Source organism: Streptomyces sp. TRM68367 (assembly GCF_014495685.1).
GTDB lineage: Bacteria > Actinomycetota > Actinomycetes > Streptomycetales > Streptomycetaceae > Streptomyces.
Window position 1 is genome coordinate 40,296 of the sequence record NZ_JACTVI010000008.1, and the last position, 15,591, is coordinate 55,886.

The 15,591-nt window shown below is 67.7% G+C and carries 17 protein-coding genes; 2 read left to right on the plus strand and 15 right to left on the minus strand.

The window, feature by feature from the left end:
- Positions 1-168 precede the first annotated feature (168 nt).
- Positions 169-828 carry an aminoglycoside phosphotransferase gene (locus H8R17_RS08345; RefSeq protein ID WP_262505110.1) on the plus strand — a complete coding sequence of 220 codons (660 nt, stop codon included), beginning with the start codon at positions 169-171 and terminating at the stop codon, positions 826-828.
- Positions 829-834: 6 nt separating this feature from the next.
- Here the strand turns inward: H8R17_RS08345 and H8R17_RS08350 are convergent, their stop codons facing one another.
- The 11 genes from H8R17_RS08350 to H8R17_RS08395 form a co-directional block, all read right to left on the minus strand.
- Entirely contained in the window at positions 835-3,297 is a 2,463-nt protein-coding gene (locus H8R17_RS08350) for a tyrosine-type recombinase/integrase (protein WP_187822502.1), read from the minus strand.
- Entirely contained in the window at positions 3,290-4,492 is a 1,203-nt protein-coding gene (locus H8R17_RS08355; RefSeq protein WP_316959344.1) for a tyrosine-type recombinase/integrase, read from the minus strand. The genes H8R17_RS08350 and H8R17_RS08355 overlap by 8 nt, the downstream gene beginning before the upstream one ends.
- Positions 4,489-4,647: a DUF5999 family protein gene (locus H8R17_RS49130; RefSeq protein ID WP_223124795.1), complete on the minus strand. Its 159-nt coding sequence runs from the start codon at positions 4,645-4,647 to the stop codon at positions 4,489-4,491. Before H8R17_RS49130 ends, H8R17_RS08355 begins: the two co-directional genes overlap by 4 nt.
- 318 nt (positions 4,648-4,965) lie before the next feature.
- Positions 4,966-6,216, minus strand: a complete 1,251-nt coding sequence (locus tag H8R17_RS08360) for an acyl-CoA dehydrogenase family protein (protein ID WP_187822503.1) — start codon at positions 6,214-6,216, stop codon at positions 4,966-4,968.
- A gap of 92 nt (positions 6,217-6,308) precedes the next feature.
- Positions 6,309-6,965: a GAF domain-containing protein gene (locus tag H8R17_RS08365; RefSeq protein WP_187822504.1), complete on the minus strand. Its 657-nt coding sequence runs from the start codon at positions 6,963-6,965 to the stop codon at positions 6,309-6,311.
- Positions 6,965-7,528 carry an ATP/GTP-binding protein gene (locus H8R17_RS08370; protein WP_187822626.1) on the minus strand — a complete coding sequence of 188 codons (564 nt, stop codon included), beginning with the start codon at positions 7,526-7,528 and terminating at the stop codon, positions 6,965-6,967. The genes H8R17_RS08365 and H8R17_RS08370 overlap by 1 nt, the downstream gene beginning before the upstream one ends.
- A 55-nt stretch (positions 7,529-7,583) precedes the next feature.
- A complete protein-coding gene (locus H8R17_RS08375) occupies positions 7,584-7,997 on the minus strand; it encodes a DUF742 domain-containing protein (protein WP_187822505.1) in 414 nt (137 codons plus the stop codon).
- Positions 7,997-8,488, minus strand: a complete 492-nt coding sequence (locus H8R17_RS08380; protein ID WP_262505113.1) for a roadblock/LC7 domain-containing protein — start codon at positions 8,486-8,488, stop codon at positions 7,997-7,999. The genes H8R17_RS08375 and H8R17_RS08380 overlap by 1 nt, the downstream gene beginning before the upstream one ends.
- 60 nt (positions 8,489-8,548) lie before the next feature.
- Positions 8,549-10,084: a sensor histidine kinase KdpD gene (locus tag H8R17_RS08385; protein ID WP_187822506.1), complete on the minus strand. Its 1,536-nt coding sequence runs from the start codon at positions 10,082-10,084 to the stop codon at positions 8,549-8,551.
- 68 nt (positions 10,085-10,152) lie between these two features.
- The gene (locus H8R17_RS49135) at positions 10,153-10,683 is read right to left on the minus strand and encodes an ATP-binding protein (RefSeq protein ID WP_399476447.1); all 531 of its coding nucleotides are present in this window, start codon (positions 10,681-10,683) and stop codon (positions 10,153-10,155) included.
- 576 nt (positions 10,684-11,259) lie between these two features.
- Complete coding sequence (locus H8R17_RS08395) at positions 11,260-12,483, minus strand: helix-turn-helix domain-containing protein (protein ID WP_187822508.1); 1,224 nt, start codon at positions 12,481-12,483, stop codon at positions 11,260-11,262.
- A gap of 167 nt (positions 12,484-12,650) precedes the next feature.
- Between H8R17_RS08395 and H8R17_RS08400 the strand changes: the two genes are divergently transcribed.
- On the plus strand, positions 12,651-13,280 hold the full coding sequence (locus tag H8R17_RS08400) for an HAD-IA family hydrolase (protein ID WP_262505114.1): 630 nt from the start codon (positions 12,651-12,653) through the stop codon (positions 13,278-13,280).
- A 94-nt stretch (positions 13,281-13,374) separates the two neighbouring features.
- Here H8R17_RS08400 and H8R17_RS08405 read toward each other — a convergent pair whose 3' ends face one another.
- The 4 genes from H8R17_RS08405 to H8R17_RS08420 all read right to left on the minus strand — a co-directional run bounded on the left by H8R17_RS08405 (position 13,375) and on the right by H8R17_RS08420 (position 15,554).
- Complete coding sequence (locus tag H8R17_RS08405) at positions 13,375-13,707, minus strand: hypothetical protein (protein ID WP_187822510.1); 333 nt, start codon at positions 13,705-13,707, stop codon at positions 13,375-13,377.
- Between the two features lie 79 nt (positions 13,708-13,786).
- A complete protein-coding gene (locus tag H8R17_RS08410) occupies positions 13,787-14,074 on the minus strand; it encodes a hypothetical protein (protein WP_187822511.1) in 288 nt (95 codons plus the stop codon).
- Positions 14,074-15,123 (minus strand): major capsid protein, encoded by a 1,050-nt coding sequence (locus H8R17_RS08415; RefSeq protein WP_187822512.1) that lies wholly within the window; start codon positions 15,121-15,123, stop codon positions 14,074-14,076. Before H8R17_RS08415 ends, H8R17_RS08410 begins: the two co-directional genes overlap by 1 nt.
- Positions 15,124-15,137: 14 nt before the next feature.
- Positions 15,138-15,554, minus strand: a complete 417-nt coding sequence (locus tag H8R17_RS08420) for a head decoration protein (protein ID WP_187822513.1) — start codon at positions 15,552-15,554, stop codon at positions 15,138-15,140.
- Positions 15,555-15,591 lie beyond the last annotated feature (37 nt).

Sequence of the window (15,591 nt, forward strand, 5' to 3'; positions counted from 1 at the left end):
ACTCCTGCGACTGACACAGCCTTGCCGCCTTCTTCCGTTCTGAAGGCGTTCCAGCTCACTGGACGGCCTGAGCCGCTCGAAGGAGGTCAGGGGCAGAGTGTCCGAGTAGGCGATGTTGTGCTGAAACCAGCCGGTGACAGCGCGGACGTGGAGTGGACTGCGCGGCTGATGGACGGTCTGCAGGGGCAACGGGGCTTTCGTGTCCCGCGATTTCTGCGCTCCGTGAGTGGCGGCTACGTCGTCGAGGGATGGGCGGCGACCCGATTTCTGATGGGCGAGCCAGGGCCTGCCGGTAGATGGGATTCCCTGTTGGCTGCGGGTAGAGCCTTCCACGAGGCCCTGCGGGACGTGCCACGACCTGATCGACTGGACGTGCACCAGCATCCGTGGGCGGTGGCTGATCGAGTTGCTTGGGGCGAGACGACAACGGAAGTACCCGAGCCGGTAAGCCAGTTGGTCGCCAGGCTGCAGGCATTCCGGGAACCCGTGGACGCGCGTGCTCAGCTCATTCACGGCGACCTGACGGGGAACGTTCTCTTCGCGCCTGGCCATGCCCCCGCGATCATTGACTTCTCGCCGTACTGGCGACCGGTTGCCTATGCGGATGCGATCGTGGTGGTCGATGGCCTGCTCTATCACCGGGTTGGACTCCACCTGGTGGACTCGGCGGTCCCCGGCGCCGAGGGTGCGCAGATGCTCTTGCGGGCGTTGATCTTCCGCTTGGCCGCTCTGGGCGTACTGGTTGGACGCACTGGTGCGCTGGCTGAAGAGGAGTGGACCAGGTTCGCTCGCGTGTCTCAGTTCGTTGAAGAGCGGATCGGCGGGTAGCACGGGTCAGGCTCCAGTGGAATCGGGACGGGGGCGTGGGATGCCGAGGTTGGCGACGGTCCTCTTGGCAAGGCGTGCGGCCTCGGCTTGCTTGGCGCGGAGGAAGGCCAGGGTCGAGTCGATGCCCTCGACCTCGCCGAGCCAGTGCTCCTCCTGGGCCCGCTTGCGGCGCAGGAGGAGGTCCTTTTCGATCTCCGCTAGTCGGGGCAGCATCTTGGGGTTGACCTGGAGCATCGGACAGCGGATGCAGGCGTGTTCGTGGTTGCAGGGGGTGCCGTAGGGGCGGGCGCAGTTGCCGAGTTCGACCTTGCGCTTGTCGAAGTGCTCCTCGAAGTCGGCCCACTCCTCGGGCGTGATCTCGGGGTATTCGATCTCCGGGCGGAGCGATCGGCGGTGGTTCAGGAACCGCTGGTAGTTGGCGACGATGTCCTCGGCGAAGACCGCGACGTAGCCCTGGAGGGTCTGGAGGTTCAGGTGGCCGAGCAGGGCGGCGCCGATGTGGATGGGCAAGCCGCCGTTGACGATCTCGGTGGCGAAGAGCCGTCGGAAGTCGTGCGGTGTGAAGGTCATGTCGGCGAAGGCCCGGTGGGTCTCGGCGAGTTCCTCGCAGCTGCGGGCGAACATGTGGATGAACGTGGTCGGGGAGATCACTGATCGCTGCGTGCCGTTCTGCCGTTGCATGAGGAACGGCATGGGCTCTGACCAGGTCTTCTCGTGAGGGTCGTAGCGGTTGAGCAAGCGGACCGGCCGACCGTCGGGGGTGAGGCGGCGGATGATCTGGGCGACCGCGTGGAACAGGTCCGCGGACATCGGGATGACGCGCTCGCGCTCGCTCTTGGACGGGGCGATGACGAGCAGGGCAATGACCTCGTCGCTCGGGCGCCGATACTGGCGGATGCTCAGATGGGTGAGCTCGCAGAGCTCTTCGACGCGGATGCCGCTGTGTCGCAGGATCTCCAGGCCGGCCCATTCCCAGAACGCGGTGTCCTCGGTGAGCGTGACGTTGAGGACCTGCCCGTCCTCGTCGGTGACGCGGACGGGTGGCTCGTCCTGGCTCTTGGCCCAGGTGCGATCGCGGTCGCTGTCCGTGCGCCGGTAGGAGTGCCCGTCGTGCTCGAAGGTTGCTCCGAGCACGACCGCGCGGGCCTTCTTGAGCAGGCCCGTCAAGTGCTCGTAGCGACCTTCGACGTGCGCGACCAGGGTAGGCAGCAGCGGCTGGCGGACCCGGATGCGGTCGGACATCCGCTGGTGGACCTCCCGCTTGCGCTTGGCGAACCCCTTGAGTTCCTTCGGCCGGATCGGACAGGGAACGACCCACTGGGCCCACTGCTCGGGCTCGTCGATGGCCCAGCTGTGCAGGTCGAGATAGAGGGCGCGGACGGCCAGGAGGATGCCGGAGTCGTCCGCGCGGGTGCGGCGCTCGTCGCGGTCCCACCGCTTGATGGCCTCGCGCCACTGGTCATAGACCTCGGGGCTCAGCGCCAGGTCCTGCTGTCCCGGGTTGATCTTCTCGATCTTGGCCCAGAACGTGTTCGCGAGCTGGCGGGCCAGGGCCGTGATGGTGGTGTAGTCGGTGCCGGCCCGGCGCCGGGTCAGGTAGTCGATCAGCAGCTGGCGGACGCCCTGGTGCTGGATGGGGTAGCGGTCGACGAGCTGGGTGACGGTGAGCTGGCCGCGATAGACGTAGGCCCGCAGGGTCGGCGGGGTGCCGGGCGGGAAGTGGCCCATCTGGTGCAGCACCTGCCAGGTGCCCAGGCCCGCGAAACGGGTCGCCCCTGCCTTGCTGCCGTGGGTCACTCCGAGCCGCTTGGACTCCATGCCGAAGTGCAGCAACGCAGACGGCGTCAGGTCCTCCAGCGCGATGCCCCCCGTGGTCAGGGCAGCGGTCAGATCGAACTTCGCCCGGACACGGTGCATGTGGTGGAAGTCGAAGGCGTCTGCCGCGGTGAAGAACTTCTCCAGCAGCGGATCGGGCTGGAGTTCGCGAAATCTCTGCGGGTAGTCCCGGAACCTGTTCGCGCGGAAGCCGGAGATCGACGGCCGGACGACCCGCAGGCAGAACGCCAACTTGATCCCGGCGATCAGATCCGCACTGTCAACGCGGTCGCCCTCGCGCGCCAGGACGCGTACCGACTCGGCGCCTTCGTCGTCGAAGCCGCTGGCCTGCCACTTCTCCTGCCAGGTGTCGCCAGGCATCTCCTCCAGGACGGAGAAGACCCGCCGGACGGCGATCCGCCGGCGCCCCGGGTTCGGCTGGCCCTTGGTGACCCGCTCGACGATGCGCAGGATCTCGGAGGCCGGGGCCCGGGAGAGGTCCCCGAAGGGACCCGGCGGTGTGCTGGGCAGCGGCGCCGGTGCCGCCTTCAGCTCCGCGCCGGCGAACCGCGTGACAGGAGCGGGGACGAACGGCTCGTCGCCGCTGTAGTCGACGCGGCGGTTGCGGGCGGTGAAGGTCTTGAGGTCAGCCACCGAACACCGCCCTGAAGTCGTCCGGGTCGTAGCCGGGAGCGATGGCGGGCTGGAGGCGAGGGCGCTGGTAGTGCGCCTGAAGGGCGTCGAAGAGGTCCTCGACACGGGCGTGCAGGTAGCGGCCGGTGGTGGCCAGGTCCGCGTGCCGCAGGATGGCCCTGACCTCGACCAGGGTCAGGTTCGGGTCGTTCGCCATCCTCTCGGCGGCCGTGTGCCGCAGGTCGTGCAGGCTCCAGTTCGTGCCCAGCCGGTCGTTGGCTCGCTGGATGACGCGCCGCATCGCCCAGTAGGTGAGCGGCTTGTCCGGGCCTCGGCGGGTGCGGAAGACCGGCTCGTGAGGAGCGGGCATGCCCATCGCGTCGAGATAGGCAGCCAGCACCACCAGGGCCTGCGGGCTCACCGGGATCGGCTCGCGCAGCTTGGTGCCCTTGGAGACGACGTAGACGATCTGGGCCGGCCAGTCGACGTCGGCCGGGGTGACTCCGAGCAGCTCCGAAGCGCGGGCGCCGCTGGAGACGTAGAGCAGCACCGCGGCGCGGTCCCGGTCGTGGTTCATGGCGGCGAAGAACTCGTCCCACATCGCGTCCGGGATGGCCCGGGGCTCGGTGGCCGGGACACGCTGACGTAGACGGGAGCGGCGGAAGGCCGGCACGGCTTCCGTCGGACTGCGGTGGGCCAGAGCCCGGCGCCGTGCCTCCGAGACCGGCACCGGATTCATCAACGGCCCTTTGCCCAGGTCGCGGTGGAAGTCGTAGAAGCTGGCCACCACAGTCAGGGCGTGGTTGATCGTTGCCGGGGCATAGCCGGCCTTGAGGTACCGCTTGCCGGTGCGGGGGTTGACCGAGCCGGGCTGCGGCGCATCCGGCCGGGTGCGGCGGCGCTGCGGATTCGGTGCCGTACGAAGCCATCCCACTATCACTGCCACCTCCCCTTCCGTTGCCTTGTCCCAGGTCACGTTCAAGAGCCACAGGAACCGGAACCACCGCAGCAGGTCATTGGCGTAACTACGGCTGGTTTCTGGGCTGTTGTCGTTCAGAGCGAGGTCCCGCAGGTAGGGCGTCACCGACTCGACCGGGCTTCCAGCGGGGTCGAGTACGGCGTACGCCGGGTGCTGGGTCTCCAGCTGAACGACCGAGCCGACGCGGGGCAGAACAGCCCGCCCCTCCATCAGCTGGTTGCGCAGGTGCGACGTCACACAGAACTCCTTGGGCAGTCGGACATCGCAGTGCCCAACGACCTCAAGAAGGTGCAGTTAACACACCAGCCCTGCTCAGGGAATGCGGCCACCAGACGGGCGGCCTCTCGGTCGGAAGAGTCGGCTGATGGGCACGGAGGTTGGTGCTCGCACATGAGTCGGTGGCCTCATATCGGAAGGTAGTAGAAGGGCGGATGCGACATCGGGAGTCGGGGGAACGCTGGCTGGTCTGGGCGTCGGCTCTGTGCGGCCCCAGCGCCGTTCCGCCGGTGGCGCGCTTCCGGCCCTGTACCGCAGCACCCCACGCACGGCGAGCACAGGGCCGGAAGCTGCCCTTCGTTTCCTGAGCCACCGTCCGCCCGGGAAACGAAGGACTATGCCCGTCGCCGAGCGGGGGAACGGTGTTCGTTCGACGACAGGATGTTGGACCCGTGCGCGGCAGTGGATGACAACGGGGCTGCCGCGCACGGGCGTCAGGCGGCGGTCGGATCCGGGCGGGCCCAGGAGGCTTCGGCGGCCAGTCGCTGCGACCACTGGATGAGGTCTTGGCCAAGGGCTGCCCTGGCGAGGTGGATACGCTGGAACTCTCCAGTACCGGCGGGCGGGTAGGTGTGCTGGATGTCCCGGAACAGACGCTGGAGCTTGTAGTCGGCGTCCAGGGCGTGGGCGCCGTGCAGTTCCATCGCATCCCGTGCGGTCAGGGCGGCGAGATGGTGGCCGGTGTGCTTCGCGCCGATGAGCTGGCTGTCGCAGGCCACTCGGTGGTCGAGGAGGTGCACGGCACTGTAGGCCGTGGTCAGGGCGGTCTGGAGGCGGCCTTGCATCTCGCCGAGGCGGTCTTGGACGACCGGTTGGTCGGACAGGTATCCGTCGTAGCGGGGCCGGTTACTCAGGAAGTGCGCCGTGGTTTCGACGAGTGCTTCGTGGATGCCCAGGCTGACGGCGGTGAGGTTGGGGCGGCCGTAGAGAATGCTGCTGCTCTGCGCTACGTATAGGCCCTGGCCGACCTCGCCGAGCACGTTGGCCGCGGGTATGCGGACCCTGTCCAGGACCAGCCGCCCGGCCGAGAAACCGTGCAGGCCCAGCCGCGCCCGGTGTGCAGCGACAGTCAGCCCCGCGCTGTGGTTCTCAACCAGGAACGCGGTCAGGGCCTGGGAAGCGGCGACACCGGGCGGGGCTGTGCGCGCGACGACAACGTGGAGCCCTGCGATGTGGCTGTTGCCGATGTGGATCTTCTCGCCGGTGATGACCCACTCGTCCCCCGCCAGCTCGGCGACGGTCTCGATGCCCCCGATGTGACCGCCGGCGTCCGGCTCGGTGACTGCGATGGACAACAGCACCGTCCCGTCGGCCACCTGCGGAAGCCACTTCTGCTTCTGCTCGACCGTGCCCCAGTGGGTCAGGGCGCCGACGGGGATCAGGGTGGCCTGGAGGATCGCCGCCGTGGCCGCGGACACCATGGCGAGGCGGTGGATCAGCACCGTCTTGGCGACATGCCCGGCCCCCATCCCCCCGTACTGCCTGGGGATGGTCACCCCGAACCAGCCGCGCTCGGACATCAGTTGGGGCAGCTCACGCTCCACCTCGTGCGGGGAGGCTTCCATGCGCGGCACACAGGGTGCGACGTGGTCAGCAGCGAACTTCTCTGCTTCAGCCCACAGTTGCTCGTGGTCAGCGGTGAGATACGGGCGAAGCGCCAGGGGCGTGGCATCGGTGGTGGGCATGGTCGTCTCCCTATCCCTGTGTGGGGTCGCAAGGCGGGTGCGGCCGGGTCCCCGGACGTCGGGGCGCCGGGTGGGGGGCGGCGTGGCGGAACTCAGCGCGCGGCAGTGCCTGATGTGAGGGCGTGCAGGACCTCGTTGCCGCCGTCCTTCACGACCTCGAGGAGGCGTCGTGCGTCGCTGCGGGGGCGGGCTTCGGGGTCGATCGTGCACACGGTGCCCAGCGTGATCCCGGTCTCGGCGTGGATCAGTGGGGCGCCGAAGTAGGAGCGGATGCCCACCGCGTCGACCACGAAGTTGCCCGAGAATCGGGGTGAGGCGTGGACGTCAGGCAAAGGCAGCGCCTTCTTCCGCTTGACGACGGCGGGGCACCAGCCGTGATCGCGGCTCATTGAGCGGCCCAGGATCAAATGACCGCTGTCCGGCGAGGGATTGTGCAGGCCGACGAACGTCTGTACGCCGAGGAAGAGGTTGACGAAGCCGTAGAGCATGCCGGTCGTTTCGGCGAGATGGTCCGCGAACTGGTCCATCAGGTCATCCGGTCCGGTGGGCAGTCCCAGGCGCTGGATCAGTTCCACGCGGGCCTGGTGCTCGGCTGCCTCTTGAGCCTGGACCCCGCTGACGGTCACCTGGCCCAAGGTGACCGTGCCGGGCTTCGGGATGATCAAATCCTGCTGCGCGGGGACAGGCTGTAAGCCGGGCCTGCGGCGGGCGAGTGCGGGCGGGTTGGCGGCGTGAGTGTGCTGTGTCATCAGGCGTCCAAAGGGGTGGGGTCGGCGGGAGCTTGGGCGAGTGCGTGGTCGACGAGGCAGAGCAGGATCTTGACGACCGCTGCGGGCACGCGGGCGTCGAAGGGCACTACGGGGATATGGGAGGCCAGGCCCAAGGCTTGGCGGATGTCGTCGAGGGGGTAACGGTGTGCGCCGTCGAATTCGTTGACGGCCACGATGAACGGCAGTTGGGCCTGTTCGCAGAAGGTGACCGCGTCGAAGCTGGTGTCCAAGCGGCGGGTGTCGGCCAGCACGACCGCGCCGACGGCACCGCGGGCCAGGTCGTACCAGAGGTCCATGAACCGGTCCTGGCCAGGTGTGCCGAACAGCATCAGTTCGATCGGCATCGGCACGTCGAAGCTGACGCGGCCGAAATCGAAGGCGACCGTGGTGGTGCTCTTCGCCTCTACCCCGTGTAGCGGGTCGGTGGGGGTGCTGGCCTGGGTCAGGTACTCCTCGGTGGAGATCGGCTCGATCTCGCTGATCGCGCCCACGGTGGTGGTCTTGCCGACACCGAATCCCCCGGCGATGAGGATCTTCAGCACGGCGGGGCCGCCGACGTGCTTGACGGCGGCACCGGTATGAGCAGCAGTGGCCGAATCAGGCTGGCATGCGTTCGAGACCGGCACGGAGTGCCTCCATGAGCTGTCGGGTCGGGCGGTTCCCCGTCGGGGAGTCGGGGGAGTCCGGGGGTGTGTAGGCGTTGGTGACAGGGAGCACCAGTACGCGGGCGTCGACGAGGTCGGAGATCAGGACGCGGGTAGCGGAGAGCGGAAGGCGGATGGTGCCCGCCAGTTCGGCCACCGACCGGCGCCGCTGCCGGCACAGCAGGACGATCTGCTGATACTCCCCCTCCATCAGTTGCGGGCCTGCTCTGCCGTCCCCGGCCTCCAATACGGTCTCCGGGCTCAGCCAATGGCGGGCCTGCGTACGGCCCCGGGTCACGAGGTAGGGCCGTACGAACGCCGGGCTGGGTGCGGTGGATGACGGGGTGTACTGACCGGGCCTGCTCATCAGGCACTGCGCACGGGCTCGACCATGTACGACGCGAAGCGGTCTACCAGGATGCCCATCTCGTATCCCACCGCTCCAGCGTCGGCGTCAGGCTCGGCGATGACGGCGAGCACGGTGTCGACCACGCCGAGGGTGTTGCCCGGCTGGTTCGGGAAGGCCGCGCTGGTCCCGGCGATCGACGCGAAGATCAGGGCGTCCTCGCGCTCGACTACTGCCAGCTTCAGTCCCTTACTGCCGCCGGTTGGGCCCGGGATGCTCTCGCACAACGACGCCAGAGTGCCCAGGGTCGCGGCCCACCTGTCGGAGAAGTCCTTGTGGATCTCGCTGTCCACCAGATTCAGCCCGTCACGCGAGATCAGCAGCGCGTGCGTGACACCGCGAACATTCTGGACGAAGTCCTTGAGCAGGCCGCCCATCTGCTTTCGGGCGTCCGGCCCGGGCACGGCAACTGTCACGCTGCCGTCGCCTTGATGAGTCGTGTCGTAGGTCATGGGAATCGCTCCTGCCGATAACGGACCGGCCTCCGGCAACGGGGCCGGCGCCATGGGGGGTTAGGGGTGCACGCTTGGCGGCACGGGTGGACCGGAGGCATCAGGCCGGGCTGCGGGGGAAGATCGGTCCTGGGCACTGGCGGCCTTGAAGTTCTGCTGGAATGCACCGGCCAGGCCGAAACGCGGGGCCGTGGCCGATGGCCTGGGCCGGGAGGGCCGTTGCGGTGACTCACCCACCACACGCTGGGGCAGCCGAGGAGCCCCGGCCGCCTGCCCGGCTCCAGGGGCCGACACTGACCGAACGTCTGGAGGAGCGGACTGCCCTCCGCCGCTCCGCGCCGCCCCCGCAGCCTGCGAGAGCGTTGCCTGCGGCGGTGCAACGGGCACCATAGGAAATGCGGCGGCGTCGACGGGGGCCGCTATCGCCACCAGCAGCCGGTTCGGGACGACGACCAGGGCGGTCGTCCCCCCGGTCGAGTTCTCCTTCAACTCGACGGATATGCCGTAGTTGCGGGCGATCAACGCGGCGGTCAGCAGGCCGAGCCTTCCCGCGCTGACCTCAGCACTCACGTCGATCCGATCGGGGTCCGCCAGAAGACGGTTCCACCGCTCCCGGTCGTTCGGCCGCATGGGGATGGCGACGCGGTCCTCGACCTCGATCGCCAGACCCCTGGCCACCTGCTGAGCCCGCACCTGCACCTTGGTCGCCGGGTCGGAGAACTGCGTTGCGTTTTCGACCAGTTCGGCCAGCAGGTGCGTCAGGTCCGGTCCGACATGGCGGGGAAGACCGAGTTCGACACCCACCGTGGCGGCTGCGACGTTCACCCGGGAGTAGTGCATGATCTCCTGGTTCGCGCCCCGCAGAACCTGCACCACGTTCACGGGCTCCCGAGCACTGCGCAGCGATTGTCCGGCGACCACGGCTTTGCTCTCCACCCAGCGCCGCATCCTCGTCACCAGGTGATCGAGCTTGTAGAGCGTGTCCAGCTGGTCGGGGTCCTCGGTCAGGTCCTGGAGACGATCGAGCATCGCCAACGCCCGGTCGATGAGGGCGTGCTCACGTTTGGAGAATTGATGCTGCATCGACAGCAGCACCGCCGACTTGGATTCGTCGCGCACTCGGATCAGGGCGGCAACAGCCTGCACCTGGACCTCGCTCAGCAGGGCCACCGCCTCATCGGCAGGGCCCGCATCCTCCAGTGGCGGAAGGCTCTCGGGGATGGGCGGCGTGGCGCCCCGGCACAGCTCCTCTGCCGTCCACACCACCAGCTTCTCCACCGCGGACACCGCCTCGGTGACCCGCTGCAACTGCGCCTCATGCGCCCGCTCAAGAGCGAATGACGCCGCCCTCGCCCGCACAGCCCCGAGCCCGGCAGCCGCCAGCAGTCCTCCAGCTAATGCGGTCAGAAGCGGCCCCGTCGGGACATGAGCGGTCTGCCAGACGATGACGACACCGCCCAGCACAGACAGGATGAGCACCAGCGGAGCGGCGACCGCCGCCCGAACCTGCTCCAGAACGTAGTGGTCTATCGGCGGGCGGTGCTGTCTACGGCGGCGGTGCGTGACCGGGCGGGTGGGGGACACGCGGTCAGACATAGGGAATTCCTCAACAGTTGGTTACGGCAAGCCAGCAAGAACAGGGACCGACGGAACCCGGCGGCGCATCACGCAGGGGCTGGCAGCATGCGCACCCGGACGGTCTTGCCCCGCTCGATATCGGGGGTGCCCCAGGTGATGTCCTCCGCCAACAGCCGGACCATCCCGAGCCCTGTGCACGCGCCGGCCGAGAGCGCGGCCTCGAATCCCGGCAACTTCGGGGCCGGGTCCGAGACATCGATCAGCAGTTCCTCGTCCTCGGTCATGGACAGGACGAGTTCAACCTCACCGTCTGGCGGAGGATCTGTGACGTGCTTGACCGCGTTGCTGACCAGTTCCATCACGACTCGGAGCGCATCGTCCTGGTCCCCAGCCCAACGCCACGTCGCGAGCCAGGTTCGTGCATGGATCGCGGCGAGCCGTACAGCCGTTCGTTGAAGCGGCCAACTGCGTGCGAATCGCTGCGGCCGGGGAAGACGAAGGCCCTCTTCTGTCGCACCCTCATTGCCAAGTCTCGTCTCAGGCAGAGGGGCGGCGGCTTCAGTTGTGCGCCCTCCTGACAGGGGAAAGGAAAGAGCGGCACTCACTCTGTGCGTCACGGGAGACTCCCTGCTTCACAGCCATACTCAGGTGCGCACGAGCTGTGCGAGGCGATTGAGGAGAGCAGCGCCGCGCGACGACCGCGTTGCGACGGCAGAGAAGAGAGCAGAGGCGGTCGGATGTCTTCGCTGCCCGAGGTGGGGGAAGCAGCAGCGTCAGCGAGGGCGAGCCGCCGAACGCGGTCAGCCGCTGTCCGGCGTGGGGCAGTCATGACGCCGCCCCTGCGGCCGGAGCCGGCTCAGACGGACGGCGCGGGTAGAGGACTGCTCCGATTTCCTCGTAGAAGTGCTCCATCTGCTCGGCCGTAAGGACGAGCGGCACGTCTTCTACGATCTCCCTCCCGCGTGTCACGGTGAGGGGAACCGCGATCCGGCCCGCCTGCGTGTGGTGCACGGGACGGCCCTCCGCTCGCTCAACCCGCAAGGCAGGTAAGGGCGCAGCAGAAGGCTCTCCCGAAAGGTGACCCTTCGTCATGACGCATCAACGTAGGGCCATTTGGCGAGATCACCCCTGATTCCAATTCAGGGCTGACTGGGGTTCAGGGACAGAACCCAAAGTTAAGGGTCCCAAACGGGTCAGGCCGCGATACCGATGTGGGTGGCCACCGCCCGCAGGTCGTCCCGGAACAGCGGCTTCTCGCGCTTGAGTAGGTCAGTCACCGCTTCCCGAACCAGCGGGGAGAACACGATCTCCTCAGGTGACTGCGCCTTGAGCTTGGTGAGCACATGCACGGTTGCGTAGTCATCACGCTGGATCCGGTTGCAGTTCATGACCTCGATCAAGTACCGGGTGCGACGTTCCAGCGGGAGTTCCGGGTTGATCTCCACTGTGTCCGCCAGACGAAGGGCCTCGCTAGCGTTACCTTCCTCGGCGGTCAGGTGGACCTCGTGCATTGCGACGTTCGTAGGGCCGAAGCACGTGTGCCAGTCGTTGCGGTCCGATCCCACGCGCGCGGCAGCTTCCCTTGCCCCGCGGTACAGGTCCCAAGCAACCGGACCCTTGGTCGCGCGGACAGCGGCGACCGCCGCTTGCAAATGCAGGGCTCCGTACGCCGACCAGTGCTCGGCCGACGAGTCGTCTGTCGGTGCACAGTTCGCGATCGTCTGACGCGCGAGTTCCACGCTGTCATGTACTTCGCCGGCGGACGTGAGGACGCAGGACAGATTCCAGGCGGCGGCCGCCATGAGGGCCGGGTCACCGGTGTTGTCTGCAAGGGACAAGGCGCGGTCGGCCGCGACCCTTGCGAGAGTCGGCTCACCAACGCGGCGCAGGAAAATCTGATGGAGGCCGTAGAGGCTGATGAGCTGACGCAGTGCCACTTGCTCGTCGTCGCCGCTCGCCTCGCGCACTGCCGCGTGCCCTTGACGCAGGAGCTGGGGCAGGCGGCCCCCGACGTCCTGGTAGCGATCCTTGGCCTGCGTCTCGTAGACATTCCAGGCGTCGTCGACGGACTCCTTGAAGTCCTGGACGCTCACTGCGCCCATGGCGGTGGGCAGGAGGGAGGAGGGCAGAGACAGGGCGCTTCGGATCTCGGGGACATGCTCGTGCTCCGAGTCCAGACCGGTGCCGAGGCTGGACAGGAAACCGCCCGTCAGATCCTCAAGGTCGCAGCGCAGCACCCTCTTGAGCTCAAACAGCAACGAGAGTTTGTCGATCGGGATCTGCTCGTGCTCTACCTTGTAGACCCAGTTCTCCGAGCGGCCGATCAGCTCGCCGAGGCCCTTCTGTGACAGGCCCCGCCGCTCGCGAAAGTACTTAACTCGCTGCCCGATAGTGAGTAGTTCGCGTGCATTTAACATAGATCAACCTGTTCTCCACGTCGGTTGGTCACTCAGATCCAGCGTAGGCCCGTTCGCCATCCAGAGGGGGATACTGGATGTCTCTCCCCCCTCGCGGGGGCGCTCAAAGGTCCTCCCCGAAACCGGCGGAGGACCTCCGTACGACGCCTGCTTCGCAAGGAGTTCCTTTGTCCTCCTCCTACCGTGGCCTGATCCTCGACTTCGGCGGAGTCCTCACCACGCGGATGCGGCTCAACGGCGAGGCCTTCGAACGCTCCGAAGGACTTGAGCCCGGCGCTTACTTCCACGCCCTCAACGTGAACCCGGAAGGCGTGCGAGTGTACTCCGCACTCGAAGTCGGCGAAGCTACCCAGGAGGACTGGAACCGGGTCATCGGCGGAATCCTCGGCATCGACTCCGCTGACCTCATGCGCCGCGCCCTGGCCAACCTCCGGCCAGAGCCAGCCATCGTCGCGGCCGCCGATCGGGCACGTGCCGCGGGGATCAAGGTGGCGATGCTCTCGAACAGCTTCGGCCTGGAGCCCTACAACCCGTATGAGGCGCTCGGCATGGGGGAGGACGCATTCGACGCTGTGATCCTTTCCGAACGAGAAGGCGTACGGAAGCCGTCATCGGTCATCTACCAGCGGGCACTGGAAGCACTCGAACTGACCGGCCCCGAGTGCATCTTCGTTGACGACCACGCCGAGAACCTGCCCCCAGCCGAAGCACTTGGTATCCGCACCATCCACCACACGACAGACCCCGCGGCCACTGCCACTCAGCTCGACGCCTTGCTGGATAGGGCTGTCGTCTGACTTCGATGCTCTGGAAACGCGGGCAACCGACTACCTGGGCCGAGCGAGACGCTGAAGGACTACTGGGCCACGGCGTAGTGATCTCCCGCTTCACCTACCGGTAGTGACGCGCTGGGGCCAACCACGTGACCGTCATCACCGCCTCCGCTGCTTCGCCCTCATCTTCGGGGTCGTCCGGCGCCGGGGCCTGACGTACCTGCTCGATCTGCCGTTCAAGACCGCGCAGGTTCTCCTGAAGGTCCATGGTCACCACGTTGTCGACGGTGACCTTCAGCGGATCGGCCAGGAGCTTGGCGCGCCGCTCGCCGAGGACCTCGAGCGCGACCGCCCGCACCGAGCTCAGTCGGAAGAAGCGGCGTTCCAGGTCGGCCGGGTCGGTGTCCGGACCGAGCTGGGCGAGTAGCCATGACCGCTGGAACTCGTCCACCGGGTTCACATCCCTCGAAACGAGGCACGGCCCGGAGCCAGACGGGGGATGCTGGCTCCGGGCCGTGCGAGTGAGCGTATTACGCGGAGGACGAGCGTGTCCGCCGCGACGGGGACTTCTTCGTGCCCTCCCCGCCGGCGTCTCCCTGCTCCTGGCCGGATCCGGCTGTGCCTCCGGTCGGATCGGGCTCACCGATGGCGATCGGTTCCGGCTCGGAGTCGTCGCTCGGCGGGGTGTCCCAGGCGTCTGGGTTCGTCACCAGCGCAGCGATCTCCGGCGGCGGGCTCTCGCCCGGCAGGAGGATCAGGTCCTCGTGGGTGGCTGGGTCCTTCACGTACACCGCGGCGATCAGTCGGCGTCCCGGCATCACAGGACCTTCGCGACGATGTGGGCGTCCGGAGTGTGCATGACCGGCATGCCGACCGCGGCGCCCTTGGTCCAGATCTGCACGGGGTCGTCCTGCACACCTCGGGTGATGATCAGGCCCGGGGCGTCCTCCCGGATGATCTCCGGGTTCGACCCACGCGACAGCACCAGGGCTTCGGCGGTCACGCCGAGCATGGTCTGCGCCCACTTCTCACGGTCCGGCGGTACCAGGATCCACAGGTCCTCCGGCAGCACCTTGCGCGGCTTGCCGTCCACACGCACCTGCGCCTTGTAGAACGTCACCGGCGGCAGGCCGTAGTTACCGCGCACCACGTTGATCTGCTGCGGGGTCAGCGTCGCTGTCGGCGTCGTCGACGGACTCACCGACCCGTAATAGGCCGCCCGGTAGGCGTTGTTCGCCGCGAAGAAACTGAACGCCTTCCGGCTGGTGACCACCTGCTCCGGTTCCGGGGCGCCGATGTCGTCCAGGTGCTGGATCCACCGCAGCTCGTCCGCGATCGGATCCGACTCCGGATCCGACCACGGCCGCGCGGCGACCGGCATGTTCTCCGCGGGGACGTTCCAGTCCACCTCCAGCGTCAGCCCGTTCTCCTGCACCAGGGAGAACCGGCCGTCGGCCAGGACGTCGCCGGCGGCCAGCTCCAGCCGCGACCGGATCGCCTCCACATGCCGCTCGACGTCGTCGTACAGCAGCTCGATCAGTCGGTCCTGATCCGAGCCCCGCGAGGCTTCCAGCAGGATCTGCTCCTGCTCCCCCACCACGAGCTTCTGCCCGAGGGCGGGCAGCGCACCCTCGCGGGAGGTCTGCCACGCCTCACGGGTCGCGAACGGCACGCTCGCGTCGAACGCCCGGTACTTCGCGACGTTCACGTACCGGCCGGAGTCCTTGACCCGCCACTTGACCTCCGGCAGCACCATCGTCGGGAAGATCGACTGGGTGAGCAGGAAGTCCTTCGGGCTGGGTATCGCGCGGGCGAACGTCGTCAGGTCTACCGCCGAGACGTCCTTCAACAGGTCCTGAATCGTCACAGCTCAGGCCCCGCTCACACGAAGCGGACCAGCGCGGCCCGCGGGTGCCACACCAGCTGCGACACGTCGATACCGCCCGGGACCTTCGACGCCTTCACCGCGCCGTGCCACAGCAGCGCGGCCGGCACACGGGTCTGTCCCGGCGCGAACGGCGCCTCCGCCACGATGAAGCCGCGCAGGACCTGGCGGCCACAGGTGGCCTCCGGGTCGTACGGGCCGTACAGCTTCGACTCGGCCACCTTGCCCACCGGCACGCCGGAGAAGACCCGGCCGTACGGCTCGCAGCCGTCCCCGCACTGGTAGTGCACGCCTTCGGCGAACAGGTTCAGGTCGAGGGTGATCGTGTCCGTCGAGTCCGTGCCGTGCAGAGAGGCCAGCCATTCACGGTTGGCGGTCGTGTACTCGGACTTCGAAACGGGCTGAATGGTCATGCTGTTGTCTCCATGGACGATGCGGTCAGCTTCCGCA

Bases quoted from the DNA above. Each gene is read 5' to 3' on its own strand.
- H8R17_RS08345 (WP_262505110.1), top strand. From the start codon at position 169: ATGGACGGTCTGCAGGGGCAACGGGGCTTTCGTGTCCCGCGATTTCTG.
- H8R17_RS49130 (WP_223124795.1), bottom strand. From the start codon at position 4,647: ATGTGCGAGCACCAACCTCCGTGCCCATCAGCCGACTCTTCCGACCGA.
- H8R17_RS08360 (WP_187822503.1), bottom strand. From the start codon at position 6,216: ATGCCCACCACCGATGCCACGCCCCTGGCGCTTCGCCCGTATCTCACC.
- H8R17_RS08365 (WP_187822504.1), bottom strand. From the start codon at position 6,965: ATGACACAGCACACTCACGCCGCCAACCCGCCCGCACTCGCCCGCCGC.
- H8R17_RS08375 (WP_187822505.1), bottom strand. From the start codon at position 7,997: ATGAGCAGGCCCGGTCAGTACACCCCGTCATCCACCGCACCCAGCCCG.
- H8R17_RS08380 (WP_262505113.1), bottom strand. From the start codon at position 8,488: ATGACCTACGACACGACTCATCAAGGCGACGGCAGCGTGACAGTTGCC.
- H8R17_RS08385 (WP_187822506.1), bottom strand. From the start codon at position 10,084: ATGTCTGACCGCGTGTCCCCCACCCGCCCGGTCACGCACCGCCGCCGT.
- H8R17_RS08395 (WP_187822508.1), bottom strand. From the start codon at position 12,483: ATGTTAAATGCACGCGAACTACTCACTATCGGGCAGCGAGTTAAGTAC.
- H8R17_RS08410 (WP_187822511.1), bottom strand. From the start codon at position 14,074: ATGCCGGGACGCCGACTGATCGCCGCGGTGTACGTGAAGGACCCAGCC.
- H8R17_RS08420 (WP_187822513.1), bottom strand. From the start codon at position 15,554: ATGACCATTCAGCCCGTTTCGAAGTCCGAGTACACGACCGCCAACCGT.